The sequence below is a fragment of the Hydrogenophaga sp. genome (assembly GCF_011390835.1).
Classification (GTDB): domain Bacteria; phylum Pseudomonadota; class Gammaproteobacteria; order Burkholderiales; family Burkholderiaceae_C; genus Hydrogenophaga.
Genome location: NZ_JAABRQ010000001.1, coordinates 173,193 through 199,507 on the forward strand (window position 1 = coordinate 173,193; position 26,315 = coordinate 199,507).

Sequence of the window (26,315 nt, forward strand, 5' to 3'; positions counted from 1 at the left end):
GAAGGAACTATTCCGCCGCGACCGACCTGGTCAACAAGTTCAACGCGACACACCGCGATCCGAAATCACACGGGGTGTGAGGAAGATCAGCAGCTCTGAGCGGTTGGTTGTGCGATTCCTGTTCTTGAACAGGTTGCCGACATATGGAAGATCGCCCAATACAGGCACCTTGGATGTATCTTCCGACTCCAGCAACTCAAAGATGCCGCCGATGACCACAGTGCCGCCATTTTCAACCAGCACTTGGGTTTGAACCCGTTTGGTGTTGATAGCGATACCTTGCGCAGTGGTTTCGCCACGGCTATCTTTGGTGACATCCACGTCCAGAATGATGTTGCCTTCTGGCGTGATCTGCGGAGTCACTTCCAGCTTCAAATTGGCCTTGCGGAAGGCAACCGCAGTGGCGCCACTCGAAGTCGCGGTCTGGTAAGGAAACTCTGTACCTTGCTCGATCAGCGCCTTGACTTGGTCAGCCGTCACCACCCGTGGGCTGGAAACGATCTTTCCACGCCCGTCTGCTTCCAGCGCAGAGATCTCCAAATTCAGGAAACGGCTCGTATTCAGAGAGTCAAACAATGACACCGCGAACGTGGCTGGTGAAAAACCGCCAGCTCCGCTTGAGGGAAGGTTCACGAAGGTGCCGTTGCCCACACCGGGAGCCGTAGCGCTGTAGCTACTGCCAAAACCCACTTGGTTGCGACCGCCGCCGAGCGCTCCGAGGTTGCTGCCGCCAAGACGCACGCCGAGTGATTTACCGAAGCGATCATCAGCCTCAACTATGCGCGCTTCTATCAGCACCTGACGGATGGGGATATCCAACTTTGCGATCAGGTCTTGCACCTGCTCAAGTTTGGACGGAATGTCGGTCACGAAAAGCTGGTTGGTGCGGGGCTCGGAGATCACGCTGCCGCGACTCGACAGGATACGCGCATTGGCTCCACCGGAACCCGATCCAGTAGAACCCGACGTCAACTGTGTCGCGATATCTGCCGCCTTGGCGTAGTTCATCTGGAAGCCTTGTGTCCTCACAGATTCCAGGTTTTCAATAGATACCCTGGATTCCAGCTCCTGCTTCTCACGCGCCGAAATTTCATCTTTCGGTGCGATCCAGAGCACGTTTCCGCTCTTACGGACACCCAAGCCTTTGGCCTGCAAAATGATATCCAGCGCCTGATCCCAAGGAACGTCCTTCAGCCGAAGAGTGACAGCACCGGTGACCGAGTCGGAGGTCACCACGTTGAAATTGGTGAAGTCGGCGATCACCTGAAGCAACGAGCGCACTTCGATATTTTGGAAGTTCAACGAGAGCTTCTCACCGGTGAAGCCCACCCCTTGAGACAGCTTGTTGGGGTCGATCACGCGCTCACGAACCTCCAGCACAAACTGGTTGTCACTTTGATAGGCGGAGTGCTCCCAATTGCCTTTGGGTGTGACCAACATGCGCACCCGGTCTCCACTTTGGGAAGTCTCAATGGTTTGCACGGGTGTGCCGAAATCGGTGACGTCCAGACGACGGCGCAAGCCTTCTGGCAGCGAAGTCTTGAGGAAATCAACCACCAAGCTCTGGCCCTGCTGCCGGATATCGACGCCCACTTGATTGTTCGCAAGCTCCACCACAACACGGCCGGTATTGCCGGAGCCCATGCGGAAATCGATGTCACGGAGCGCAGCCACGTCACGGTTGCGGCTTTCAGCAAACGCGGGCGGTGTCGACTGGGTCTGTGCGACTGCTTCGGTACGATCCAGCACCACGATCAGGGCCTTGCCCTCGGTTCTTGCCTGGTAAGACGCCGCCTGCTTGAGGTTGATCACCACGCGGGTTCGGTCTCCCGCTTGCACCACATTGGCCGAACGGAGATTGCCTTGATTGATCTCGACGGCGCTTCGTCCGACGTTATTCACGACGCCAGGGAAGTCGAGCGCGATGCGAGCTGGCGACTGGATGGTGAACCCGGTGGGCACAGCAAGCAGAGGTTCAGATGTCTCGATGCGAATAACTTCCACGCCACCCTGCAAACCACCGGTCACGGACTGGATTGCATTTTGGGCCTGAGCCCACACTGACGACAAAAGCAGTCCGGATAAGAGCAAAGATTGCCCAATGATGCGCAGCATGGAATCCGAGCCCTTGGCCTTTTTATGTTTGATCATTTCGAAGCGTCCTCTTGTAGCTGCAGCGCAGCCGGCCTTTCGGTCCATTCCCCCGATGGGTCTTGCACGATTTCTCGCAAGGTGATGTCGGTCTCGGTGATCCGGTTCACCCGACCATAGTTTTGTCCAAGGTAGCTCCCAGTACGCACCTGATACAGCAGGCGGTCTACCTTGACCAAAGCCACTAACTGACCGTCCCGCGTCAAGCTGCCTACCATGCGCATGATGTCCAGCGGGTAAGCTTCAAGCGGTTGCTTGCGCCGGTTGAGTTCGGGCTCCAGCAGGGCCGAGTTGATGACCGTCGCAGCCAGACTGCCACGCATGACGCTGGCAAGTTTTTCACTGCTGAATGGCTCGGTGATTCGCTCGCTCAGGTAGGCCTGGGGTTCAAACTTGCTGGGCTCAGGGATGGCTGTGATTTGTGGCCTGATGCCATTACGCTCTTCCTGCATCCATTGCTGCAATTCGTCTTCTCCGGACGCCGTGCAGCCAGCGATTGTTGCCAATCCCGTCAAAACCAACCCGAGGGCAAAACTTTGGCGCTGCATCATGGCTTGGCTCCAGCCGGTTTCGCTTTCTGCTGCGCCGCCACCTCGTCCAGATCTAGGTAACGGAAGGTCTTAGCTGTTCCATCCATGGTGAGCACGCCTTCGCGTCCTTGCACTGGCGTCAAGGAAAGGTTGTTCAAGGTGACGATGCGGGACAGGTTGGCGATATCGGCCGCGAACAGTCCCATGTCGTGATAGGTCCCGGTGACCTTGATCGCGATGGGAAGCTCCGCGTAGTACTCTTTGACCAATACTTGACCTGGCCGGAACAGCTCGAACTGGAGACTGCGTCCCAGGCCTGCCTGGTTGATGTCGGAGAGCAGTGCATCCATTTCGGCCTTGCTGGGCAGCTGCTTTTCAAGTTGAGCCACGTACTGCTTGACCTGCTCCAGCTGTTTCTTGAGGGCGTCCAAGTTCACGGCCTGCACCAGCTTCTTGCGGTAGTCATCGCGCAGCTGCACTTCCTTGGCCTTTTCGGCGATCAGCTCTTCGTCGGACGACTTGAGCCAGGTAAACCACAAAGCAGCAATCACTGCCGCACACACCGCGAGGTAAAGCAGGTTGCGCGGCAAGGTAGGCCACTGAGACGGATCATTGGGATCCAAGCCTGAAAACTGGCTCTGGAGTTTGGCCTGGATTTGCTTGAAGTCCAGGTTGACGGCGGGCATGGTGGCCATGGTGGGTCAGTACCTTGTCAGACTTTGCCGGGCACAGCCGCGGGGGCGACCGTTGCGGTACCGCCAGCGCCGGAGGCTGCTGCCGTCGGCCGCGTGAGAGTGGCACGGATGGTGAAATTCGATACCCGCCGCTGTTCACGGTTGGATATCGACACGCTGGAAGAGACGATCTCGACGAGTTCAGGCCGTGTCAGCCAGGGGCTGTTGTTGGCCAGGTTGCGCAGCAGTTCGGACACTCGCTCCTGGGATTGCGCGGTCCCGGTCAACAACACACTCTGGTTTTCTTGCTTCATGGTGCGCAGGTAGATGCCGTCGGGCAATTGCTTCACCAATTCATCCAACATGTGGACGGGCAGATTTCGGTCTCCCTGCAAGTCTTCGACCGCCGTCTGGCGGGCGCGTAGCGAGGCGATTTCAGCTTGCAAGGACTTGATATCCTTTATCTCGTTTTCCAGTTTGGTGATTTCTGCCTGCAGAAAACTGTTACGTCCCTGCTGGGAAGAAATCTGCCCTTGGTACCAGGTGAATACCGCGCCGCAGACAATGCCGCCGAGCAGCGCAGAAAGGCCCAATTGGGTGAAAAATTGCTCTTTTTGCTTCTTGCGCGCTGCCTCTCGGTGCGGCAGTAGGTTGATCAAAATCATTGGTGAAACCTCCGCAGCGCCAAGCCCGTCGACGTGAGATACGACGGCGCTTCGCGCGCAATCTTTCTCGCGTGAACGGTCGACGCCATCTCCATCGCGTCGAACGGGTTGATCACCATGCAGGCAAATGAAGTCTGCTGCGTCACCGAGTCGGTCAGACCGGGCAATGCTGCGCTGCCACCGGCCAGCAGAATGTGGTCAACCTTGTTGTAAGGCGTGCTGGTGAAGAAAAACTGCAGCGCCCTACCCACCTCCTGCGACATGGATTCAATAAACGGGTCCAGCACCGCGGTCTTGTAGTCGTCTGGCAGGTCGCCCGAGCGCTTCTTGGCTTCGGCTTCGTCGGCCGAAAAACCGTACTGCCGCACGATGAGCTGGGTAAGCTGGGCGCCACCAAAAGCCTGGTCCCGCTCATAGAGAACCTCGTCGTTGCGCATCACCTGCAGGCTGGTAGTGAGTGCACCCACTTCGAAGAGCGCCACCAACGAATCAAGGCCTTGGTTGGGCAAGGTTTCGATCACGCGGCCAGCTGCCATGCGCGATGCATAGGATTCGACATCCATCACCACGGGCTTGAGACCGGCCGCTTCGGCCAAACCTTGCCGGTCAGACACTTTTTCCTTGCGCGAGGCGGCAATCAACACTTCCACATCGCCCACCGAGTTCGCGCTGGGCCCGATGACACAGAAGTCCAGACTCACTTCGTCCAGCGAAAAAGGGATGTACTGGTTGGCTTCGGACTCCACCTGGGCTTCGAGCTCTTTGTCTGACAGACCGCCAGGCAAGATGATCTTCTTGGTGATCACCGCCGAGGTAGGCAGTGCCATCGCCACGTTCTTGGTCTTACTGCCACTTTTGCGCACCACGCGGCGCACAGCTTCGGCCACCTCATCGAACTTTTCGATGTTGCCGTCGGTGATCCAGCCCCGCTCCAGCGGCTCGATCGCGCAGCGCTGCAAGACGAGATCGCCCGAGCTGTTGCGGCCCAGCTCAACCAGCTTAACGCTGGACGAACTGACATCTATGCCCAACAACGGTGCCGCTTCGCGGCTGAATAAGGACCCCAATGAGATCAAGGCAAGCCCCAGAAAATGATGGCGCCAGCGGGCACCAAACTTAAGAAATCACTTGAATGCTAGCAGTAAGCCCCTTGTGCCGCAAAGATTTTTTGCCTTTGCGACATCTCGAAACGTTGTCAAAAGCATACGCAGTTATTTCAGTTTGCAACGCATTCAACGACCCGTCTCGACAAGAAATCCACAACTCTTGCAGATAAGCAAGCGACCACTGGCATCCGCGCAACAGCGGCACTTTTTATAATCTACGTTCTGCCCGACGATAGCCCGCATGCCTAAACACAACGAACGAAAGACCGACACTCCCGCGAACACAGTATCTTCGGGCCGTTCCGTAGTGGTGTGGGTGGGTCGCCTTGCGGTCGGCCTGGTCGGACTGGCGGTGGCTGGAGTGTCAGGCATCCTTATCGCCGTGGGCATTGCGCTGGCGGTCGCTTACCCCAACCTGCCCGACGTGGCCGACCTCGCCGACTATCGGCCCAAGCTCCCCCTGCGAGTCCTCACGGCCGACGGCCAACTCATGGGTGAATTTGGCGAAGAACGCCGCAACCTGCTAACGATCAGGGAAATTCCCGATGTCATGAAAAATGCCGTTCTCGCTATTGAGGATGCGCGATTTTTCGAGCACAGCGGGGTGGACTACCGGGGCATGATGCGTGCCGCCCTGGCCAATCTGGGTCGGGCCAAAAGCCAGGGCGCCTCAACCATCACCATGCAGGTAGCTCGCAACGTGTACCTCTCGGCGGAGAAGAGCTACACCCGCAAGATCTACGAGGTGCTGCTGACATTTAAGCTGGAACACTTGCTGACCAAGGAGCAGATCCTGGAGATCTACATGAACCAGATCTTTCTGGGGCAGCGAGCCTACGGCTTCTCCACCGCATCACAGACTTATTTCGGCAAACCGCTCAAGGACGTGAGCGTTGCTGAGGCGGCGATGCTGGCCGGTTTGCCCAAAGCACCATCGGCCTACAACCCGATCAGCAACCCAAAGCGGGCTCGCATTCGCCAGCTGCACATCATCGACCGCATGGTGGAAAACGGCTTCATCACGGAGGCTGAAGCCGAGCAGGCGCGTGCGGAAGAGCTCAAGCTGCGCCCTGCAGGCCTGCAAGTCCGGGTGCACGCTGAGTTTGCCGCCGAGATGGTGCGCCAAGCCATCGTGGCGCAGTACGGCGATGAGGCCTACACCCGGGGCCTGATCGTCACAACTAGCCTGCGCTCGGACGACCAGCAGGTCGCCTATCGCGCCCTGCGCGACGGCGTCCTGGACTACGAGCGTCGCCAGTTCTACCGGGGACCAGAGTTGTTTGTGACCCTGCCCGCCGAACCCGCGGCCAGGGATGAGGCCATCGACGACGCTCTCAACGAGCGACCCGACAACGATGATCTGATGTCGGCGGTGGTGCTAGAGGCCAGCGCGCGCAAGGTGGTGGCCGTGCGCCAGGATGGGGTGCCGTTTGAAATCACGGGTGAGGGCCTTCGTGCAGTGCAATCGGGACTCTCCGACAAGGCTGGGCCCAACGTGAAAATTCGACCCGGTGCGGTGGTGCGCGTGATCAAGGTGGGCGACAAAGACTGGCGCATCACTCAACTGCCCGAAGTCGAGGCTGCTTTCGTGGCCATGGACCCCAAATCGGGTGCGGTACGCGCATTGGTGGGCGGCTTCGATTTCCAGAAAAACAAATTCAACCACGTCACGCAGGCCTGGCGCCAGCCCGGCTCGAGTTTCAAGCCTTTCATTTACTCGGCAGCCCTGGAAAAGGGCTTGTCTCCGATGACCGTGGTCAACGATGCTCCGCTGTTCTACACCGCAGTTGAGACCGGCGGTAAGCCCTGGGAACCGAAGAACTACGATGGCAAGTTTGATGGTCCGATGTCGGTGCGCCGCGCCCTGGCCAAGTCCAAAAACATGGTGTCCATACGGGTTTTGCAGCTGGTCGGTACCCAGAGTGCACAGGAGTGGGTGACGCGGTTTGGCTTTGACGCTGCGCGCCACCCGCCTTACTTGACCATGGCCCTGGGCGCGGGTTCGGTCACGCCAATGCAGATGGCAGCCGGCTATGCCGTGTTCGCCAACGGCGGCTACCGGATCCAACCCACGCTGATCACGCAGGTCACTGATAACAAGGGGCGGGTCCTCTATGCGGGCGAACCGAGCGGGCCCAGCGAAGACCAGCGCGTCATCGAGCCCCGCAATGCCTTCATCATGAACAGCCTCCTGCAGGAGATCACGCGCTCCGGCACGGCGGCTCGCGCGCAAGCATCGCTCAAACGTCCCGACCTGTACGGCAAAACCGGCACTACCAACGATTCGGTCGACGCCTGGTTTGTGGGTTATCAGCCCACGCTTGTCGCTGCGGCCTGGGTGGGCTACGACACGCCTCGCAACTTGGGCAGCCGGGAGACCGGTGGAGGGCTCAGCCTGCCGATCTGGATCGACTACATGAAGCAGGCTCTAGACGGTGTGCCAGTCATGCAGTACAACCCGCCGGCGGGGGTGATCAACGTGGGCGGCGAGTGGTACTACGAAGAGTACGGTCCTGGCAGAGGTGTGCGGGGTCTGGGGCTCAACGACCCCTGGCCGGGCATGCCTGACGGCGGCATGCCGGCTACCGAAGGCGAGCAACTGCCGCCTGTGCCCATTCCCTCGGATGTGCGCCGCGGCATCCTCGACCTGTTCAGGAACTGAACCGCAGCGCCAGGCCGGACTGTTCGCTGGCGCTTTGGGTCAGCTGCTCAAAAAACTCCCCCTGGCCTTTGGTGTCCATCCAGTGCTGCCCGTCAAAGCGGTAGTGGAACCCACCCGCGCGCGCCGCCATCCAGACTTCCTGCAAGGGCTTTTGCAAGTTGATGATGATCTGACTGCCGCTGGCAAAGCTGAGGGTCACCATGCCGCCTGTGCGCTGGTTGTCGATATCCGCGTCGGTGGCGTCGTTGATGCGATCGCAGCCCAGCTCCACCGCACGCAGCAGCCGTTCGGCATGGTCGAGGTACTCTAGGTCGGTCATTACAATCCGTGAATGAATAGGCGATGTGCTTCACAAATTTTAGGCGCTGCCCCTCCCTCGGTCGGATCGTTGTTGCGCGCCGCCCTGCTGGTGACCGGGTTGCTGCTCGTCGCCTGCGGCCAGAAAGGCCCCTTGTTCCTGCCGCCTAGCTCGACCGCAAAGACAGCCACGCCCGCACCACCACCCGCCTCCGCCGAGGCTGCAGATGCCACCCTTCCTGTCAAATCCACCCGCTGAACCAGCTGCATCTCGGCCTGTCCTGTCGGGTCTGCCGCCGCCCTGTCATCGCTCATGAACATCGCGTCCGTCCACCCGCTACCTCCTCACATCCACTACCTGAATGGGCACCTTTGCATGGAGGAGTGTTCGCTGGAGGCGCTGGCACGCGAGCACGGCACGCCCCTGTTTGTGTACAGCCAGGCCGCGATGCTGAACGCCCTGGGCAGCTACCAGCGTTCACTCGCCGGGCGCGAACACCTGATTTGCTATGCGATGAAGGCGAACTCCACTCTTGGCATCCTGCAGACGTTGGTGCGTGCCGGCTGCGGGCTGGACATCGTGTCTGGGGGGGAGCTGGAGCGAGCGCTGGCCGCTGGCGTCGCCCCTGAACGCATCATTTTCTCCGGTGTTGGCAAGACCCGCCATGAGATGCGCCGGGCGCTGGCGGTGGGCATCGGCTGCTTCAACGTGGAAAGCCGGGCCGAGCTCGACGTGCTGGACTCCGTGGCGCAGGAGGCAGACACACGCGCGCCGGTCAGTATCCGCGTGAACCCCAATGTGGACGCCAAGACCCACCCCTACATATCCACGGGTCTCAAGGGCAACAAGTTCGGCATCGCCCACGAGGACGTGGTGGCCACCTACCGGCACGCGGCGCAATGCCGCGGCTTGCGGGTGGTCGGTATCGACTGCCACATCGGCTCGCAGATCACGCAGACCGGCCCGTATCTCGACGCCATGGACCGCATCCTCGATTTGGTGCAGGCGATCGAGTCCGCGGGCGTGCCGATCGCCCACATTGACTTTGGCGGTGGGCTAGGCATCGACTACAACGGGGACACGCCACCAGCGGCCGACCAGCTTTGGCAGGCTTTGCTGGACAAGCTGGAAACACGCGGTTTTGGCGATCGCAAGATCCTGCTCGAACCCGGACGCTCGCTGGTGGGCAACGCCGGTGTCTGCGTGACCGAAGTGCTGTACCTAAAGCCGGGTGAACAGAAGAATTTCTTGATCGTGGACGCGGCCATGAATGACCTGCCCCGCCCGGCCATGTACGAAGCGTTTCACCGCATTGTGCCGGTTGCGCCGCGCCAAGACGCGCCCGCGACATGGGACGTGGTCGGGCCAGTCTGTGAAAGCGGTGATTGGCTGGGTCGGGATCGGACGCTGGCCGTGCAAGCAGGCGACCTGCTGGCTGTTCTCTCGGCTGGCGCCTACTGCATGAGCATGGCGAGCAACTACAACACACGCGGCCGCGCAGCCGAGTTGCTGGTCCAGGGCGAACAGGTGACCGTGATCCGTCAGCGCGAAACAGCGGCCGATCAGCTTCGACTGGAAAGCCTGCTGCCCTGAAGCCAGCGCCAGGCGCGCCAGGCCAGCAAGCTCCCCAGAATGGCAGCATAGACCGCGACCTCGGCGTAATCGTTCTTGCCGCTGCGCATCCAGAGGAAGTGCAGCACAGCCAACCCGGCGATGACATAGACCACGCGGTGAATGAGCTGCCAGCGTTTGGCACCGATGGTCCGAATGGCGGCGTTGAATGAGGTGCTGGCCATCACCAGGAGCAGAACCCAGGCCAGCATACCCACAAAGATGAACGGGCGCTTGATCACATCGTCCACCACCGCAGCAAACACGAGCCCCTGGTCAAACCAGGCGTAGGCCAGCAGGTGCAGACAGGCGTATAAAAACACAAACAGCCCCAGCATGCGCCGCCAGCGTGCCAGCACGCTCAGGCCCGTGGTCACCCGCAGTGGGGTTACCGCCAGCACCACCACCAGAAACCGCAAGGTCCAGTCGCCCAGCGAACGGATCAGCGCCTCGGCCGGGTTAGCGCCGAGCTGGTCGTTCACCGCGGCCCACAGCAACCAGGCGGCGGGCAGCAGGCACAACAGAAATAGCGCTGGCTTGACCGCTGCATGACCCAGCCAGCGGTTCAGCAAGGCTCGGGGCGAGGAAACGATGACCTGACCCGGAGCGGTTGGCGAAGTGCCCTGCGCCACGTCAGAAGAACTTGCTCAAGTCCATGCCAGCGTAGAGCTGGCCGACCTGCGGTTCGTAACCATTGAACATCAAGGTCTTGCGGCGCTTGGCCAGCAAACCACCCTCTTCACCGATGCGCCGCTCGGTCGCCTGGCTCCAGCGAGGATGCGCAACGCCCGGATTGACGTTGGAGTAAAAGCCGTACTCTTGGGGTGCTGCCACGTTCCAGGCGGTGCGCGGCTCCTTGTCGGTAAATCGGATCTTGACCAGCGACTTGCCGCTCTTGAAGCCATATTTCCACGGCACCACCAGCCGCAGGGGAGCGCCGTTTTGATTCGGCAGCACCTCGCCGTACATACCGAACGCAAGCAGCGTCAGCGGGTGCAGGGCCTCGTCCAGGCGCAGCCCTTCCACATAAGGCCAGTCGAGCACATTGGACCGCAGCCCCGGCATGGACTTGGGATCAGCCAAGGTCACGAGCTCCACGTATTTCGCGCTGCCCAGCGGCTGCACCTGTTTAATCAGCGCCGCCAGCGAGTATCCAACCCAGGGGATCACCATCGACCAGCCCTCCACGCAACGCAGCCGGTAAATGCGCTCTTCCATGGCGCTCAGCTTGAGTAGTGCGTCGATATCGAAGCTGCGTGGCTTGCTCACTAGGCCTTCGACGGCCACCGTCCATGGGCGCGTCGGCAATGACTTGGCATTCACCGCGGGCTCGGCCTTGTCGGTTCCGAACTCGTAGAAGTTGTTGTAAGCTGACGCGTGCTCGTAGCGCGTCAGGGCCTCTGGCGTCGCGGCGCCCGCCACGCTGGATCGTGCGCCGCTCAAGGCCGCGAGCTTGCCCGGGCGAGCGGTCGCTGGCTGAGCCAATGCATCGCCACCGGCCCATGCGGCCAGCGAGGCCCCGCCTGCGCCCAAGGCCAAGCGCTGCATCCATTCGCGCCGACTCTGGTAAGCGGCTTGCGATGTGATGTCGCTAGACGTGGGATGGGTGAAGCCGCTGGCGGCGGTGCGAACAATCATGGGGCACTCCTTTATGACCGGTGGGTCGTCAGAACCGCCCCTTTCTTACAAAGTTCCGATGTCAGCAGCCCGCGCAGGGCCGCTGATCACAACTCACCGTAGCTGTGCAGCCCGGAGAGGAACATGTTCACACCGAGGAAGGCAAACGTCGTGATAGCCAGACCCACCAGCGCCCACCAAGCTGCGACGGTACCCCGCAGGCCCTTCATCAGGCGCATGTGCAGCCAGGCTGCGTAGTTCAGCCAGACGATCAAGGCCCAGGTCTCCTTAGGGTCCCAGCTCCAGTAGCCGCCCCAGGCATCGGCCGCCCACAAGGCACCCAGCACGGTGGCGATGGTGAAGAAGGCAAAGCCCACCGCGATCGCCTTGTACATCACGTCGTCCAGCACCTCGAAGCTAGGCAGGCGTTCGGCGATGCGGCGCCGACCGAACATGATGGAGCCCACGATCAGCAACGAGACGCCAAAGTAGACAAACCAGTAACTGCCGCCCCTTTCGGCTGCCGCCTGGCGGAACACGATGGGCTCCAGACACAACACCAGACCCAGGATCCACAAAGGCGCGAGCTTGTACCAACGGGTCTCGGTGGCACTCTGTTTGATCAGGTAGGCAAAGGCCAACATCGCCGCGATGGCGAAGGTGCCGTAACCCACGAAGTTGGCTGGCACATGAATCTTCATCCACCAGCTCTGCAGCGCGGGCACCAGTGGCTGAATCGCATGGGCTTCGCGGACCACGGTGTACCAAAGCAGGAAACCCACTGCAGCGCTCACCACCAGCATGCTAAAAGCGCCCATGGAACGGGTCTTGTACTGGTCTTCGTAATACAGGTAAAACGCCGTGGTCATCCAGCAAAACAGCACAAACACTTCATAGAGGTTGCTGACCGGGATGTGGCCGATATCGGGTCCGATTTGATGGCTCTCGTACCAGCGCACCATGGTGCCCACCAAGGCCAGCGTCACCGCCACCCAGGCCAGCCGGGATCCCAGTGCCTCAAAGGCATCGCCCGCCCGGGTCAGCATTCCCGCCCAGTAAAACGCCGTACTCATGAAGAAGAGCACGCTCATCCACAGAATCGCCGACTGGCTGGAGATGAAGTACTTCAGCATGAACACCTGATCGGCGCGCGCCAGATCGGCGCCGCCCGCCGGAGTCTGGTAGAGCCAGATCGCCAGCAGCGAAAGGGCCGCCACCACCACTGACAGCAGGCGCAGCGGGCGCCAGAACCAGCCCAGCCAGATCAGGCTAGGCACCGTTCCGACCAAAATGGCTTCTTCGTAAAAGTCCATCGAGCCGCCGTACTGCACAAACGCCCAAGCGGCGCCCGCGATCACCAGGCCGGCAAACAACCAGTCCCACACGTCGCGGCGGGCGAAGTAGCCCGGACTGCGCTCAGAACCATTGTTCTTGAGCTTGATGGTTTGGGTGGCGGTGGCTGTGTTCATGCTTGTACCTTCAGCAGTTGTCGCTTCAATGTCTCGAATTCCTCGTCGGCTTCCATCGTCTTTCGGTTGGACGACAGCGCCATGCTGGCCTGAGAGCTTCCTTCACCCGCAGGCGCCAGCCAGACCCAGACGCGGCGCTCGCGCACGTAGAGCATCGCAAAAACGCCCACGATCAGCAAGAGGCAGCCCAGATATACGATGTTCTGGCCTGGCGCGCGCGCCACCTGAAACACGCTGGCCTGCACATGCTCGAAGTCCTTGAGCTGGAAGGTCATGGGAGCAGGGTAATAGAAGGCGTCGCTGAGGCTGAGCACGGCATTGGTCATGAACGTCTGCGTCACCTCATCGCGCGGCAAGGGCGCCAGGCCAGCACGCTCGCGGCTGATCTGCATCAGCTCAAACAGGCTGCCGTTCAAGATGCGCACCAGTACATCGCTGGCCCGCTCGCGTTCCGCGGCCGGCACATTCGCCTCCAGAAACGCAGAGACGGCGGGCAGTCCGCCCTTGGCCGTCTGCGGCGGCAGGTCGGCATTGCCCAGGATGTCAATACGCTCAGCGCCCGCAAACAAGGCCATAGCCCGCGCGGCTGAGCCTTGCAGCGCATCCGCCAGCTCCACACGCCCACCCTCCACCGCCGACAACGCATACCGTTGCACCGCCAGCTCGCGCATGGCGGGATCGTCCAGTGCGGCCCTCAGGCGCACAAAGTCCTGCAGGCTGTCCTCGCGATCGGCCGGCACGCGCAGGTACCGGATGGGCTCGGCTGGCGTCTCGCGCAGGCCCAGCAGATAGACGCGTGCGCCGTCGATTTCCACCGGTAGCATGTAGTTGTGGTACTCGACCGCCTGACCCGCTCCGTCGCGCAACTTGTAAGTGATGCTGGGGCCGACGTTTCGCAACACTTTCTCGGTCACGGTCTTGTGGCCCGAGCCCAGGCGGCTCTCGATGGCGGTGCGCAAATCGACCTTGCGCACATCGGTGCCCGAGCCCAGGTCGGTGCCGGAGAAGTTCTCGACGTTGATCACCCGCAGGCCGGTGAATTCCAGCGTGAGCTGCTCGTCGCCGTTGCTCAGTGGCGCTGAGCTGCCGATGGTGCCGGTGACCTCAAAGGGTTTGGTCGGGCTGTTGAGCGGCAGGGCCTGCAAGGTGACCTTGGAGCCACCGTCGTCGAAGCTGGACTGGTAGATGTTGATCCCGCGGTGGCTGGCGGGGTGGTTCACCTCGACTCGCGCCTCTTTCGCCTCGCCGGTCTCGTGATCGTGAATCACGATATCACTGGCGAACAGCTTGGGCATGCCGGTTTCGTAGTACTCGACGACGAATTTCTTCAGCTCAACCGAAAACGGCAGGTCTTGTAGCAACACGCCTTCGGGCTGCGCCAGGATGGCCGTGCCCGCGGTGGTGCCCTCGGTCACCAGCAGATTGCCGCGGAAGGTAGGGTTGCTGGGGGAAAGCCGGTGCTGCGCCGGCACATCGGCAATCAGCCCCCCCCCGGTGAACGGCGTCTTGCCGTTGAACCAGGTCTGTCCACGCACCATGAGGTCACCATCAAGAAGTCCGCCGATACAGACCAGCACGATGGCGCTGTGCGCAGCGAGGTAACCGATCTTGTTGGCCGTGCCCTTCTTGGCGGCCACCATCCAGCCGGTACCACCCGCGGATGGCCTGGACTGCAGCTTGACCTTCCAGCCCGCACCCAGCAGGGTCTGGCCGATGCGGTTCGCAGCGCCTTCTGCTGTCTCGTTAAGCGCCTGTTCTGCCCGGTTGGGAAAGGCCTTGAGGCTTTGCTCGCGGACGTTTTCCTTGAAGGTCTTGAAGTCAGCAAAAATCTTGGGCGTGTTGCGGGCAATGCACAGGCTGGTGCTGGTGACCAGGAACGCCAGAATCAGCAAAAACCACCAGGCGCTGTAGACCGAGTAGAGGTGGGCGCTGGCGAACACATCGGCCCAGAACGGGCCAAACTGGTTCACGTAGTTGTTGAACGGCTCGTGCTGCTTGATCACGGTGCCAATGACCGAAGCGATGCAGATCACCGTCAGCAGCGAAATCGCAAACCGCATGGACGACAGCAGTTCGACCAACGCGCTGAGCGCGCGCGAGCCGATGTTGACTTGCATGCCTTGGGTGGAAACGGTCATGAATGCGAAAAGCTGATGGGCTGCAATGAAAAAGGGCGATCCCGGAGACTCCAGAACTCGCCCTGTTGGGATGGGAAATCGAGCCGGTGGTTCAACCTGATCGAACCGATCCCGATTTTGCCCATGAATATTGCCGGTGGCTTATATCCCCCCGATTGGTGCGGGGCTATGGCCTGCCGCCGTCAGCGCAGGCCTGCAATGTAGTCCGACACTGCGGCAATTTCCTTGTCGTTCATCTTGGCGGCCACGCCGGTCATGGCCGCGTTGTTGGCGCGCGCGCCGCTGCGGAAGGCCTTGAGCTGGGTAGCGGTGTATTCTGCGTGTTGGCCCGACAGGCGCGGGTACTGGGCGGGCAGCCCAGCACCGTTGGGGCTGTGACAGGAGGCGCAAGCGGCGATCTGGCGGTCGGCGATGCCTCCGCGATAGATGCGCTCGCCCAAGCGCACGCTGTCTTTTTCCTGAGCGAACCCGGGTGCCCCCTTCTGGCTGGCAAGCCAGTAGGCGATATTGGTCATGTCTTCATCGGACAGGGCTGAGGCAAAACCCTTCATGATGGCATTGTCGCGCTTGCCGGATTTGTATTCCTGCAATTGCTTGACCAAGTACTCCGGGTGCTGCTGCGCCAGCTTCGGATTGACCGGGGTATTGGAGTTGCCATCTGCCGCGTGGCAGGCAATACACACACCGCCGAACAGAGCCGACCCCTTGACCAGGTCGGGCTTGATCGTCTGCGCGTAAGCACTAAAAGACAGGGCTGCAGCGGCAGCGGCGCAAAGAAGCGAGGCGGACAATTTCATGACGGGCTGGCTTGGGTCGTGGCGGAATCGGATTGCACAAAAAAGCGGCACTCTTCGCCGCAGACAAACAATTTTACAATGGCAGGCCCGGCTTTCCCGGGATAACCCACTATGACGCAAACCTCTGCCTCCACCCGCCCTGCCGGACCTGCCCGGAAGTCGCCCCGAGGGGGAGCCGCGGCAAAGCCCCTTGTAATAAGCCCTGAGGCCAAGATTGCGCACGGCTGGCTGCACACCGCTCGCTTTCTCACCACGGCGCCCCAGTTGGAGCACTTGCCGGCACTGGACCTGCCGGAAATCGCATTCGTCGGCCGGTCCAACGCAGGCAAGTCAACCTGCATCAACACGCTCACGCAGCAAAAACGGCTGGCTTTTGCCTCCAAGACGCCCGGCCGCACCCAGAGCATCAACCTGTTTTCGCTCGGTAAGCAAGGTGTGACCGACGCCGTGCTGGCCGACCTGCCGGGTTATGGCTACGCCGCTGTGCCGCGAGAAGCCAAGCTGCGCTGGCAGCGGGTGATGGGCAACTACCTGATCACCCGAAAGAACCTGAAAGCGGTGGTGCTGCTGTGCGATCCGCGCCTGGGCCTGACAGAGCTCGACGAAATCTTGCTGGAAGTCATCCGCCCTCGGGTGGAGCAGGGAATGAAGTTTCTGATCCTGCTCACCAAGGCCGACAAGCTCACCCGTACCGAAGCCAACAAGGCCTTGTCGATCGCGCGGCTGCAATGCGGTGGTGGAGAGGCGCGCCTGTTTTCGGCACTCAAGAAGCAGGGGCTGGATGAGGTGGCCACGCTGCTGTGGGACTGGGCACACCAAGATGGTGTGACGTCCGGAGACGCTGAGCCGCCAGCGCTGGACTGACACCCACCAGGTTCAGTCCGTGCCGTACACCCCGGGCTCGCCAGGCGGGCGGGTCTTGAAACGCTTGTGCACCCAGTAGTACTGCTCGGGCATGGTGGCGATGAAGGCCTCGAGCCGGCGGTTCATCTCGGCCGTGTCGGTGGTAGCGTCGCGCGTCGGGTAGTCGACCCAGGGGGGCATGACCATGACCTCGTAGCCTGAAGGGGTGAGGCGGGTGACGATCGGCACCACCTGGGCACCAGCCAGCCGGGCGAAGCGGGATAGCGAGGTGATCGTGGCGGCCGGCACACCGAAAAAAGGCACAAACACCGAATCTCGCGCGCCATAGTCCATGTCGGGCAGCAGGTACAAGGGCTCGCCAGCCCGCAAGGCCGCCACCAGCGGCTTGAGCCCCTGGCGCATGGCCACGATGTGCGGATTGCCAAAGCGCTGACGACCTTGGGCCATCCAGCGGTCCACATCAGGGTTGAGTTGAGCGGCATAAATCCCGCAACAACGGCGGTCAAGGTGGGCCGTTAGTCCGGTCCAGCCGGCATCCATGCCTACAAAATGCGGTGCAAACAGCACTGTCGGAGCGGTGCCGGCCAGGGCAGCGAGCTTTCCGGTCAGGTGGACGCGACGGCGGACCAACTCAGGACGCGCCTCCCAGAGCCAGCTGCGGTCCATCCAGGCTTGCGCAAAAAGCACAAAATGCCGCCGCACCGCGCGGCGGGTATCGCGCTCGCTGGACGCCGGGAAACACAGGGCCCAGTTGGTGCGCGCTATGCGCCGCCGCCTGGCGGCCACCAGGTGCAAGCACTGCCCCAGCAACCAGCCAAGTCCGCGCACCCAGGGCAGCGGAAGGTTCGCCAGCGCGCGCATGAGGCCCAGCACCAGCCGGTTGCTCCAGCGCACAGGGACATCCGGGGAAAAAGAATCAGGCGTCAAATCCGGCAAGTGCTTGGAGCGTTGTTTGGGCTCGAGACCGTCATGGACCCGGCGGCGCGGCCTCAGCCCCTTTGGGTGTCTTGTAACGGTCGTAAGACCAGAGGTACTGCCGCGGGCATTCTCTCACCAGGCGCTCCATAGCCGCGTTGATCTGGCGCGCGGCCAGGGCCGGATCGGTGGCCAGTGGCGCTTCATGCGCCGCGTCGAACGCGCGCACATGGACCAGGTAGCCACGGCCCCAGCTCAGGCGCTCACCCCAGATCAGCACCAGCTGCGCGCCAGCGGTCTGCGCCAACCGGGCTGACAGCGTCATCGTGTACGCATCCCGGCCAAAGAACGGGGCCCACACGCCTTGGCCTTGTGGTGGCACCTGGTCGGGCAGCAAGCCCACCGCCTGTCCTGTCTTCAAGGCTTTGATCAGCTGTTTTACACCTGCCAGCGTGGTGGGCGCGGTGTGCAGCCCAGGCCGGTTGCGCGCTGTGGTCATGAGCTCGCTCAGCCAGGCTTGGCGCGCTGGCCTGTAAAGCACAGTCACTGGCTGCGCAGCGCCGAAACGCTGGGCATAAGCCTGGGCAGTAATCTCAAAGCATCCCAGGTGCGGTGTCAGAAACAACACGCCTGCGCCATGCGCCTGAGCAGCCTCGATGCACGCTGCACCCTCCCAGCCGACCCTCACCGGGCGACCGAGCCACAAGCGCGGCAACTCAGCCACCAGCTTGCCGGATTCACCCACCGAAGACAGCGCCACGCGGCGCGAAAAGCCCGCCTGCTGTGCATGGGCAAACAGTCGGCGCCGGTAGCGCGGCGACAGCAAGAAGCTGGACCAGCCGAGCCACCAGCCCAGACCATGCAAAACCGGCAGAGGCAGGTGACTCAAAGCGACAAACAGACTGCGCAGCACGGTGTCCTAAATTAATCCATCGGGAAGGGGAACAAGACAGGTCAGCCAGCGGCGTCACCCGGCCATGGGCAAGGGTCGAAGAGATTGCTCTAAAATAGGACCATCGCCGAGTTACTGAACTAATTGCGGGGCGATTCATAAATTCCGCTAAAGCGTTCGCCGAACTCCGACAGGCCGGCAACGCCGATCAACCTAACTGGAGTTTATCTACATGGCGAACGACTTTCTCTTCACGTCCGAATCTGTCTCCGAAGGCCACCCCGACAAGGTGGCTGACCAAATCTCGGATGCAATCCTTGACGCAATCTTCAAGCAAGACCCTCTAAGCCGCGTGGCCGCCGAGACGCTGACCAACACCGGCCTCGTCGTGCTCGCGGGCGAAATCACCACCAACGCCCAGGTCGACTACATCCAGGTTGCGCGCGACACGATCCAACGCATCGGCTACGACAACACCGAGTACGGCATCGACTACAAGGGCTGTGCGGTCATGGTCTGCTACGACAAGCAGAGCAACGATATCGCCCAGGGCGTGGACCATGCGTCAGACGACCACCTCAACACCGGTGCTGGCGACCAGGGCCTGATGTTTGGCTACGCCTGCGACGAGACGCCAGAGTTGATGCCCGCACCGATCTACTACGCCCACCGCCTGGTGGAGCGCCAGGCCCAGCTGCGCAAAGATGGCCGCCTTCCGTTTCTGCGTCCCGACGCCAAAAGCCAAGTGACGATGCGCTATGTGGACGGCAAGCCACACAGTATCGACACCGTGGTGCTATCCACCCAACACAGCCCCGATCAGAGCGAAACGTCCCACAAGATGAAGGCGTCCTTCATAGAGGCGGTGATCGAAGAAATCATCAAGCCGGTGCTGCCCAACGAGTGGCTGAAAGACACCAAGTACCTGATCAACCCCACCGGCCGTTTCGTCGTCGGTGGACCGCAGGGTGACTGCGGCCTGACCGGGCGCAAGATCATTGTCGACACCTACGGCGGCGCCTGCCCACACGGCGGCGGCGCGTTCAGCGGCAAGGACCCGAGCAAGGTCGACCGCAGCGCGGCCTATGCCGCCCGCTACGTAGCCAAAAACGTGGTGGCCGCTGGCCTGGCGCGACAGTGCCAGGTGCAGGTGGCCTACGCCATCGGCGTCGCCCGCCCGATGAACATCACGGTTTACACCGAAGGCACCGGTGTCATCTCTGACGAAAAAATCGCCGCGCTGGTTAACGAGCACTTCGACCTGCGCCCCAAGGGCATCGTCCAGATGCTGGATCTGCTGCGTCCGATCTACGAAAAGACCGCCGCCTACGGCCACTTCGGCCGCGAAGAACCGGAGTTCACCTGGGAACGAACAGACAAGGCAGCGGCCCTGAGGGCGGCTGCGGGCCTGTAAAGCCTCGGGACCAAAGTAGCCCCTGTAGTTCAAAGGCAGTCACTTTGCCCAAGCCCCTGGCGCTCGCCAGGGGCTTTTTTTCTGCCCGTGACATTCAGCGGGGCAACAAAGGGCAAGAAACCCTGAATTTTCTGGTCAGGCTTCCGATATGGCTTGTACGGACTTGGTCCGCAGACCCCCTCACGATCTGGAGCCCTGAACCATGCAAACCTCTGACTGCCCGGACCAGACCACCTCTGCCGTCGCCGACACCACGCTCTCGGCCGACGCGCGCATCAAGGAACTGGAGCAGGCCCTTGCCCGCGCCCAGTCGCTGTACGAGCAGGCGCCCTGCGGCTATCTGTCGATCGACGCCGATCTGCGAGTGGTCAACATCAACCAGACCCTGATGGGCTGGCTCGGTTTTTCCAAGGTTGACCTCTCGGGTCAGCCGCAGGTTCTCAGCTTCGTCGATCCCGAGTGGCACCCCGCCATCCGCACGCGCATGGCCGAGCTCAGCGAACAAGGGGAGAGCACGGCCCTGGAGCTGACCATTCGCCGGCGCGACGGCTCTCCCCTGCACGCCCTGTTTAGTTCGACGCCGGTTTGGGACGAGTCTGGCAACTTTCTCTACTGCAACACCATGGTGCAGGACATTGGCGCCCGGCGCGCCGTCGAACGACAGCTGGCCGCTCACGACGGCTTCCTGCAGACAATCACCGACCGCATCCCCGCTCGGCTCGCCTACTACGACAAGGACCTGATCTGCCGATTCTCCAATTCAGCCCATGCCAACCGATATGGAAAGCTGGCGTCCGAAATGGTCGGGTCGCACTTGTGCGACGTGGTTCGCCCTGAACTCTTGCCAGAGATCATGCCGCGGGTGGCGGGCGCGCTCAACGGCGAATGGCAGACGTTTGACGCCGAGCGAGAAGCTTCTGATGGGGCACGAGCCCACTACCAGATTCATTACATACCGGATTTCCAGAACGGTGTGGTGGAAGGCATATTCATCGAGCTGCACGACATCACCGACCGCAAGCGCACCGAAGATTTTGTGCTGGAGGCCAACCGCGATCTGGAAGAGCGAGTGCGTGAACGCAGCGCCGAGCTGTTCCAGAGCGAGCAGCGCTACCGCCTGATGGTCGACGCGATCCAGGACTACTGCATCTACTTCGTCGACGCCGACGGTATTGTTTCCGACTGGACCGAAAGTGCCCAACGCCTGCACGGCCACCGGCGCTCGCAGATGCTGGGCAAACCGTACACCCAGCTTCTGGCCGCCGGCAACGGCGGCGAGGACGAGGTCGACGCGGCCCAGGTGATGCGCCTGGCCCAGGCCCATGGTCAGTGGGAAACGCGCGGCTGGCGGCTTCGCGACGATGGCTCGCGCTTCTGGGCCCACACGGTGCTGACCGCGCTGCGCAACGAAGCTGGCGAGCTGCAGGGCCTGTCGGCCATCACCCGCGACATGACGGCAGCCAAGAGCCTGGAAGACGTGATGAACGACCTCAACCGCGAGCTGGAAAAGCGCGTGGCCGAACGCACGCAGCAGCTGGTGGCCGCCAACAAGGACCTCGATGTGTTTTCGCACATGGTGTCGCACGACCTGCGCGCGCCGCTGCGCCACATCGCCAGCTTCGTCAGCCTGCTGATTGAACACATGGGCGAAACCACCGACAAGCTGGCGATGCAGTACCTCAGCAGCATCGCCAAGTCGAGCAAGCGCATGAGCCACATGATCGAAGGCCTGCTCGAATACGCGCGCCTCGGCCGGGTGGCAGTGGAAGCGCAGCCCGTGCCCCTGGCGCCGCTGCTTGAGAGCGTCATGGCACACCTCAAGCAGGAAAACCCCGAGCGCTCAATCGAGTGGGTGATCGAAGAAGACCTGCCCGTGGTGCGTGGTGACGCAATGCTGCTGGCCCAGGCCTGGAGCAACCTGCTGGGCAATTCGGTGAAGTACACCCGCCCGCGTGAACAGGCGCGCATCGAGGTTGGCTGGAAAGTCAACCCGGTGGGCGGGCGCACCTTCTATGTGCGCGACAACGGCGTCGGCTTCGACTTGGCCAAGGCGCACAACCTGTTCGTGATGTTTCAGCGGCAGCACCACTCGATGGACTTCGAAGGCACCGGCACCGGCCTGGCACTGGCGCAGCGCATCATCGAACGCCACAACGGCCGAATCTGGGCCGAGACATCGCTCGACGAAGGCTGCACCTTCTTCTTCACCCTGCCTTTCGAGGGCCTGGAACCCGAGCTGGACTTCCCCCGCTCCGCCATGGCAGAGCTCTCACTCTGAGGTCAGTCAGCCTGAGGGGCTACGGGGTCTCGCGGACATAATCGTGCGTGGCTCCCGCTTCCTCCCCTTTCTCTTCTCAGCTTTTTTCGCTGGTGGGTCAGACCATCCTGGTCACCGGAGCCAGCCGCGGGCTGGGCTTGGCCATGGCCTGCGGCCTTGCTGCGCACGGAGCAAAGGTGTGGGTCAATGGCCGCGATCAACCCACGCTGATGGGTGCGGTGAGCCAGGTGAACGTCGCAGGCCTTGCCGCTGGCGGCAGTGGCCACGCGCTGCCGTTTGACGTTAGCGACGAAGCCGCTTCTAAAGCGGCGCTCACCCAGCTGCTGTCCACTGACGGTCGGCTCGACGTGTTGATCAACAACGTTGGCCAGCGCCGCCGACAGCCCATTGCCGAATTACCCGCACAAGCTTTGCGCGAGATGCTCGAAACCAACCTCGTTTCCGCCTGGCAGCTCAGCCGCGAAGCCGCCGTCACCATGCGTGCTCAAGGCAGCGGTCGCATTATCAACATCTCCTCTATCGCTGGCCCTATCGCCCGAGCCGGTGACGCCGCCTACACCACGGCCAAGGGCGGACTGGAGGCCATGACCCGTTCGCTGGCCGCCGAACTCGGTCCGCACGGCATCACCGTCAACGCCATTGCCCCAGGCTATTTCGCTACCGAGGCGAATGCCACCATGGTGCAAGACCCGCAGACGCAGACCTGGTTGCACCAGCGCAGCTCCCTGGGCCGCTGGGGCCAACCCGAAGAGATTGCCGGCGCTGCTGTCTTCCTGGCTAGTCCGGCGGGCAGCTACGTCACCGGGCAGGTGATCGTGGTCGACGGCGGCTACCTAGCGCATTTCTGAGGTGGATCTGCGCCCAAGAGGCAATGGATTTTCCAGCGTGGGAGGCAACATACCAACTTTGCCCTCGACCTTCGAGCATCGGTAGCTTGCAAGCAATGCACCTCGGTCGACGAAGAGCCTGGGCACCTTCTGCGCGGACTTCGCACTATTTCTTATTCCACGACACCCCCTTGCTAGCACTAATTCTTATACCGGGATCCGAGACAAACAAGCGACATCGGCAAACCGCTCTATTCCTTATACCAAGACCAATACCTGATCGGTATATTTACCCAGTCACGAAAAAAGACCATGAACAGTCCAGCAGACCTTCAGGCAGCCCCGATCAAAGAATCCACGGAAATGGGATACATGAAATCGGTCATGCCGCCCACAGATACTCCCAGGCTAAAAGAAACACCGACTGGGAATATCCTGTAATTGTCAAGATGAAAGAGGTCGTGCAATATCTGATTCACAGAGAAGATCTGACGCGGGAAACCCTACTCGTGCCCAGATCCGCACTCCTGTGGTTCATCAAGTCGGACAAGGTCGCTAAGGAGCAAGCCTCACTCCAGGCAACAGTCATGCTCGAAAGCCTGCTGGCACCAATTCCAAGCTGAGAGGGGCCAAATCCATCTCCGAAGAAGACATGGGCAAGCTCCTTGATGAGCTTTACACCCGCGCCGACAAGCCATCTGGTGCCTCCGCAGCATAGTCTGGATCAGTGTTGGCCTGGCCTCTGGCGCCCGCCCGATAGCGTGGCTCGACGCGGAATGGTCCGATGCCTAGCGGACCGTGCTACGGATCAAAACGCCACGATCAAAGTCCTGTCGTCAGTCTTCACCAGCCTCAGGACATTGGTCTTGAACCAGCCAGTTTTACATGCGGGCCGAAGCCTTTGGACCTCCAATGCCTTCGACTTCGAAACGGACAAAGGCAAACAGCCAACAGGCAACCTGTTTCAGGAGATGGCTACCACGACCGCCGAGATTGAAACTATTTGTAACTGTCCGGCTGCGGTCCCTACTCACGCGATGAGGCTAGACCGATGCGCCACTGGCCACGGAGCTGGGCTCCACCCTTAGGCGGACAGGGCACAGTTGAATGTTGAGTGGCGCATAGTTGAAAGTCGAGTGGCGTTCCGCAGCAGCAGCAAAAAACGCCTCTCGCTCTTGAAAAGCCGCCATCCTGCCCTTATCATTAGCACTCGCTGGAGATGAGTGCTAACACCCCGCTCCAAGTCGATCAACGGTCTCGGCCACCCCATGTGGGTGCGGCGAACCGATGTGAGTCCATACCAACCGTTCTATCTCAGGAGATGCAATGAACCTTCGTCCTCTCGCCGATCGCGTGATCGTCAAGCGCATTGACAGCGAAACCAAAACCGCCTCGGGCATCGTTATCCCCGACGCGGCCGCCGAAAAGCCCGACCAGGGTGAAATCATGGCCGTTGGTCCCGGCAAGAAAAACGACAAAGGCGAACTCGCCGCCATGAACGTCAAGGTCGGTGACCGCGTTCTGTTCGGCAAGTACAGCGGCCAGACCGTCAAGGTCGACGGCAATGAACTGCTGGTCATGAAAGAAGACGACCTGTTCGCAGTCGTTGAAAAGTAAATCGCTCCGCGATTTGCTTTCGTCGCAGGCTCACTTCGCACAGCGAAGCTAAGGGGCGCAGCCCCGGCCGAAGACAGAAGTCATTCTCACCACCCCATTTACTGAATCCGGAGAAATCAACATGGCAGCAAAAGACGTCATTTTCGGCGGCGAAGCCCGCGCACGCATGGTCGAGGGTGTGAACATCCTGGCCAACGCGGTCAAAGTTACCCTGGGCCCCAAGGGCCGCAATGTGGTGCTGGAGCGCTCCTTCGGCGCCCCCACCGTGACCAAGGACGGTGTGTCCGTGGCCAAGGAAATCGAGCTGAAAGACAAGCTCCAGAACATGGGCGCCCAGATGGTCAAGGAAGTCGCTTCCAAGACCTCTGACATCGCTGGCGACGGCACCACCACCGCCACCGTGCTGGCCCAGGCCATCGTTCGCGAAGGCATGAAGTACGTGGCCGCCGGCATGAACCCGATGGACCTCAAGCGCGGCATCGACAAGGCTGTGACGGCACTGGTTGAGGAGCTGAAGAAGGCCTCCAAGGCCACCACCACCAGCAAGGAAATTGCCCAGGTGGGCTCCATCTCCGCCAACTCGGACGAGACCATCGGCAAGATCATTGCGGATGCCATGGACAAGGTCGGCAAAGAAGGCGTGATTACCGTGGAAGACGGCAAGTCGCTGGAGTCCGAGCTCGACGTGGTCGAGGGCATGCAGTTCGACCGTGGCTACCTCAGCCCCTACTTCATCAACAACCCCGAGAAGCAGGCCGCCCTGCTGGACAACCCTTTCGTGCTGCTGTACGACAAGAAAGTGTCCAACATTCGTGACCTGCTGCCCGTGCTGGAGCAAGTCGCCAAGGCTGGCCGTCCGCTGCTGATCATTGCCGAAGACGTCGAAGGCGAAGCCCTGGCGACGCTGGTGGTCAACACCATTCGCGGCATCCTGAAAGTTGTGGCTGTGAAGGCCCCTGGCTTTGGCGACCGCCGCAAGGCCATGCTGGAAGACATCGCCATCCTGACCGGTGGCAAGGTCATCGCCGAAGAAGTCGGCCTGACGCTGGAAAAAGTGACCCTGGCTGACCTGGGCTCTGCCAAGAGCATCGAAGTGGGCAAGGAAAACACCACCATTATCGACGGCGCCGGCGCCTCGGCTGACATCGAAGCCCGCGTGAAGCAGGTTCGTGTTCAGATCGAAGAAGCCACCAGCGACTACGACCGCGAGAAGCTGCAAGAGCGCGTGGCCAAGCTGGCTGGCGGCGTGGCCGTGATCAAGGTCGGCGCTGCCACCGAAGTCGAGATGAAGGAGAAGAAAGCCCGCGTCGAAGACGCCCTGCACGCCACCCGCGCGGCAGTGGAAGAAGGCATCGTGGCCGGTGGTGGTGTGGCGCTGCTGCGCGCACGCCAGGCGGCTGGCAAGGTCAAGGGCGACAACCCCGACCAGGACGCCGGCATCAAGCTGGTGATGAAAGCGGTCGAAGCGCCCCTGCGCGAGATCGTGGCCAACGCCGGTGGCGAGCCATCGGTGGTGGTCAACGCCATCCTGGCCGGCAAGGGCAACCACGGCTTCAACGCTGCCAACGACACCTACGGTGACATGATCGAAATGGGTATCCTGGACCCAACGAAAGTGACCCGCACCGCGCTGCAAAACGCTGCATCGGTCTCCAGCCTGATGCTGACGACCGAGTGCATGGTGGCCGAGTCGGCCAAAGACGAAGCACCTGCTGGCGGCATGGGCGGCGGCATGGGTGGCATGGGCGACATGGGCGGTATGGGCATGTAAGTGCCACTTGCCTGAGGGC

General features: G+C 61.4%; 22 protein-coding genes. 9 read left to right on the forward strand and 13 right to left on the reverse strand.

Annotation, left to right across the window (positions count from 1 at the left end; translation table 11 throughout):
• Positions 1 to 39 precede the first annotated feature (39 nt).
• The 5 genes from GPT34_RS00865 to GPT34_RS00885 are packed head-to-tail and all read right to left on the reverse strand — an operon-like array spanning position 40 to position 5,096.
• The gene (locus GPT34_RS00865) at positions 40 to 2,115 is read right to left on the reverse strand and encodes a type IV pilus secretin PilQ (protein ID WP_291009006.1); all 2,076 of its coding nucleotides are present in this window, start codon (positions 2,113 to 2,115) and stop codon (positions 40 to 42) included.
• Between the two features lie 32 nt (positions 2,116 to 2,147).
• Complete coding sequence (locus GPT34_RS00870; protein ID WP_291008403.1) at positions 2,148 to 2,702, reverse strand: pilus assembly protein PilP; 555 nt, start codon at positions 2,700 to 2,702, stop codon at positions 2,148 to 2,150.
• Positions 2,699 to 3,376 carry a type 4a pilus biogenesis protein PilO gene (locus tag GPT34_RS00875; RefSeq protein ID WP_291008406.1) on the reverse strand — a complete coding sequence of 226 codons (678 nt, stop codon included), beginning with the start codon at positions 3,374 to 3,376 and terminating at the stop codon, positions 2,699 to 2,701. The genes GPT34_RS00870 and GPT34_RS00875 overlap by 4 nt, the downstream gene beginning before the upstream one ends.
• 17 nt (positions 3,377 to 3,393) lie before the next feature.
• A complete protein-coding gene (locus GPT34_RS00880; protein WP_291008408.1) occupies positions 3,394 to 4,020 on the reverse strand; it encodes a PilN domain-containing protein in 627 nt (208 codons plus the stop codon).
• Complete coding sequence (locus GPT34_RS00885) at positions 4,017 to 5,096, reverse strand: pilus assembly protein PilM (RefSeq protein ID WP_291008411.1); 1,080 nt, start codon at positions 5,094 to 5,096, stop codon at positions 4,017 to 4,019. The genes GPT34_RS00880 and GPT34_RS00885 overlap by 4 nt, the downstream gene beginning before the upstream one ends.
• A gap of 271 nt (positions 5,097 to 5,367) precedes the next feature.
• Between GPT34_RS00885 and GPT34_RS00890 the strand changes: the two genes are divergently transcribed.
• Positions 5,368 to 7,788, forward strand: coding sequence for a penicillin-binding protein 1A (locus GPT34_RS00890; protein ID WP_291008414.1), 2,421 nt, complete (start codon positions 5,368 to 5,370; stop codon positions 7,786 to 7,788).
• Here the strand turns inward: GPT34_RS00890 and cyaY are convergent.
• On the reverse strand, positions 7,778 to 8,107 hold the full coding sequence (gene cyaY, locus GPT34_RS00895) for an iron donor protein CyaY (protein ID WP_291008417.1): 330 nt from the start codon (positions 8,105 to 8,107) through the stop codon (positions 7,778 to 7,780). The two genes, GPT34_RS00890 and cyaY, sit on opposite strands and share 11 nt — an antisense overlap.
• A 12-nt stretch (positions 8,108 to 8,119) precedes the next feature.
• On the opposite strand from cyaY, the gene GPT34_RS17725 reads away from it, so the two are divergent.
• Together GPT34_RS17725 and lysA are read left to right on the forward strand one after the other, a co-directional pair.
• A complete protein-coding gene (locus GPT34_RS17725; protein WP_363355842.1) occupies positions 8,120 to 8,344 on the forward strand; it encodes a lipoprotein in 225 nt (74 codons plus the stop codon).
• Positions 8,345 to 8,398: 54 nt separating this feature from the next.
• Complete coding sequence (gene lysA / locus GPT34_RS00900) at positions 8,399 to 9,679, forward strand: diaminopimelate decarboxylase (RefSeq protein ID WP_291008420.1); 1,281 nt, start codon at positions 8,399 to 8,401, stop codon at positions 9,677 to 9,679.
• On the opposite strand, the gene GPT34_RS00905 is transcribed toward lysA, so the two are convergent.
• The 5 genes from GPT34_RS00905 to GPT34_RS00925 all read right to left on the reverse strand — a co-directional run bounded on the left by GPT34_RS00905 (position 9,649) and on the right by GPT34_RS00925 (position 15,718).
• On the reverse strand, positions 9,649 to 10,266 hold the full coding sequence (locus tag GPT34_RS00905) for a protein-methionine-sulfoxide reductase heme-binding subunit MsrQ (protein ID WP_291009009.1): 618 nt from the start codon (positions 10,264 to 10,266) through the stop codon (positions 9,649 to 9,651). The two genes, lysA and GPT34_RS00905, sit on opposite strands and share 31 nt — an antisense overlap.
• Positions 10,267 to 10,330: 64 nt before the next feature.
• Positions 10,331 to 11,335: a protein-methionine-sulfoxide reductase catalytic subunit MsrP gene (gene msrP / locus GPT34_RS00910; protein ID WP_291008423.1), complete on the reverse strand. Its 1,005-nt coding sequence runs from the start codon at positions 11,333 to 11,335 to the stop codon at positions 10,331 to 10,333.
• Positions 11,336 to 11,421: 86 nt separating this feature from the next.
• Entirely contained in the window at positions 11,422 to 12,783 is a 1,362-nt protein-coding gene (gene ccsB, locus GPT34_RS00915) for a c-type cytochrome biogenesis protein CcsB (protein WP_291008426.1), read from the reverse strand.
• Positions 12,780 to 14,921: a cytochrome c biogenesis protein ResB gene (locus GPT34_RS00920; protein ID WP_291008429.1), complete on the reverse strand. Its 2,142-nt coding sequence runs from the start codon at positions 14,919 to 14,921 to the stop codon at positions 12,780 to 12,782. Before GPT34_RS00920 ends, ccsB begins: the two co-directional genes overlap by 4 nt.
• Positions 14,922 to 15,103: 182 nt before the next feature.
• Positions 15,104 to 15,718, reverse strand: coding sequence for a c-type cytochrome (locus GPT34_RS00925; RefSeq protein ID WP_291008432.1), 615 nt, complete (start codon positions 15,716 to 15,718; stop codon positions 15,104 to 15,106).
• Between the two features lie 111 nt (positions 15,719 to 15,829).
• On the opposite strand from GPT34_RS00925, the gene yihA reads away from it, so the two are divergent.
• The gene (gene yihA / locus GPT34_RS00930) at positions 15,830 to 16,582 is read left to right on the forward strand and encodes a ribosome biogenesis GTP-binding protein YihA/YsxC (RefSeq protein ID WP_291008436.1); all 753 of its coding nucleotides are present in this window, start codon (positions 15,830 to 15,832) and stop codon (positions 16,580 to 16,582) included.
• A 12-nt stretch (positions 16,583 to 16,594) separates the two neighbouring features.
• Here yihA and GPT34_RS00935 read toward each other — a convergent pair whose 3' ends face one another.
• Both GPT34_RS00935 and GPT34_RS00940 read right to left on the reverse strand, forming a co-directional pair.
• Positions 16,595 to 17,476: a lipid A biosynthesis acyltransferase gene (locus GPT34_RS00935; RefSeq protein ID WP_363355849.1), complete on the reverse strand. Its 882-nt coding sequence runs from the start codon at positions 17,474 to 17,476 to the stop codon at positions 16,595 to 16,597.
• Positions 17,477 to 17,549: 73 nt separating this feature from the next.
• Positions 17,550 to 18,407, reverse strand: a complete 858-nt coding sequence (locus tag GPT34_RS00940; RefSeq protein ID WP_291009015.1) for a lysophospholipid acyltransferase family protein — start codon at positions 18,405 to 18,407, stop codon at positions 17,550 to 17,552.
• Positions 18,408 to 18,621: 214 nt separating this feature from the next.
• Between GPT34_RS00940 and metK the strand changes: the two genes are divergently transcribed.
• The 5 genes from metK (at position 18,622) to groL (ending at position 26,296) form a co-directional block, all read left to right on the forward strand.
• A complete protein-coding gene (gene metK, locus GPT34_RS00945) occupies positions 18,622 to 19,803 on the forward strand; it encodes a methionine adenosyltransferase (protein ID WP_291008439.1) in 1,182 nt (393 codons plus the stop codon).
• A 202-nt stretch (positions 19,804 to 20,005) separates the two neighbouring features.
• Positions 20,006 to 22,081 (forward strand): PAS domain S-box protein, encoded by a 2,076-nt coding sequence (locus GPT34_RS00950; protein ID WP_291008442.1) that lies wholly within the window; start codon positions 20,006 to 20,008, stop codon positions 22,079 to 22,081.
• Positions 22,082 to 22,128: 47 nt separating this feature from the next.
• The gene (locus tag GPT34_RS00955; protein ID WP_291008445.1) at positions 22,129 to 22,929 is read left to right on the forward strand and encodes an SDR family oxidoreductase; all 801 of its coding nucleotides are present in this window, start codon (positions 22,129 to 22,131) and stop codon (positions 22,927 to 22,929) included.
• A gap of 1,305 nt (positions 22,930 to 24,234) precedes the next feature.
• Entirely contained in the window at positions 24,235 to 24,525 is a 291-nt protein-coding gene (locus tag GPT34_RS00960; RefSeq protein WP_291008447.1) for a co-chaperone GroES, read from the forward strand.
• Positions 24,526 to 24,646: 121 nt separating this feature from the next.
• Positions 24,647 to 26,296, forward strand: coding sequence for a chaperonin GroEL (gene groL, locus GPT34_RS00965; RefSeq protein WP_291008450.1), 1,650 nt, complete (start codon positions 24,647 to 24,649; stop codon positions 26,294 to 26,296).
• Positions 26,297 to 26,315 lie beyond the last annotated feature (19 nt).

Coding starts and splice junctions, on each gene's coding strand:
- cyaY (WP_291008417.1), bottom strand. CDS start 8,107: ATGACCGACCTAGAGTACCTCGACCATGCCGAACGGCTGCTGCGTGCG.
- GPT34_RS00960 (WP_291008447.1), top strand. CDS start 24,235: ATGAACCTTCGTCCTCTCGCCGATCGCGTGATCGTCAAGCGCATTGAC.
- GPT34_RS00875 (WP_291008406.1), bottom strand. CDS start 3,376: ATGGCCACCATGCCCGCCGTCAACCTGGACTTCAAGCAAATCCAGGCC.
- GPT34_RS00880 (WP_291008408.1), bottom strand. CDS start 4,020: ATGATTTTGATCAACCTACTGCCGCACCGAGAGGCAGCGCGCAAGAAG.
- GPT34_RS00920 (WP_291008429.1), bottom strand. CDS start 14,921: ATGACCGTTTCCACCCAAGGCATGCAAGTCAACATCGGCTCGCGCGCG.
- GPT34_RS00890 (WP_291008414.1), top strand. CDS start 5,368: ATGCCTAAACACAACGAACGAAAGACCGACACTCCCGCGAACACAGTA.
- yihA (WP_291008436.1), top strand. CDS start 15,830: ATGACGCAAACCTCTGCCTCCACCCGCCCTGCCGGACCTGCCCGGAAG.
- GPT34_RS17725 (WP_363355842.1), top strand. CDS start 8,120: ATGAATAGGCGATGTGCTTCACAAATTTTAGGCGCTGCCCCTCCCTCG.
- groL (WP_291008450.1), top strand. CDS start 24,647: ATGGCAGCAAAAGACGTCATTTTCGGCGGCGAAGCCCGCGCACGCATG.
- lysA (WP_291008420.1), top strand. CDS start 8,399: ATGAACATCGCGTCCGTCCACCCGCTACCTCCTCACATCCACTACCTG.
- GPT34_RS00870 (WP_291008403.1), bottom strand. CDS start 2,702: ATGATGCAGCGCCAAAGTTTTGCCCTCGGGTTGGTTTTGACGGGATTG.
- GPT34_RS00925 (WP_291008432.1), bottom strand. CDS start 15,718: ATGAAATTGTCCGCCTCGCTTCTTTGCGCCGCTGCCGCTGCAGCCCTG.
- ccsB (WP_291008426.1), bottom strand. CDS start 12,783: ATGAACACAGCCACCGCCACCCAAACCATCAAGCTCAAGAACAATGGT.
- GPT34_RS00950 (WP_291008442.1), top strand. CDS start 20,006: ATGCAAACCTCTGACTGCCCGGACCAGACCACCTCTGCCGTCGCCGAC.
- msrP (WP_291008423.1), bottom strand. CDS start 11,335: ATGATTGTTCGCACCGCCGCCAGCGGCTTCACCCATCCCACGTCTAGC.
- GPT34_RS00865 (WP_291009006.1), bottom strand. CDS start 2,115: ATGCTGCGCATCATTGGGCAATCTTTGCTCTTATCCGGACTGCTTTTG.
- metK (WP_291008439.1), top strand. CDS start 18,622: ATGGCGAACGACTTTCTCTTCACGTCCGAATCTGTCTCCGAAGGCCAC.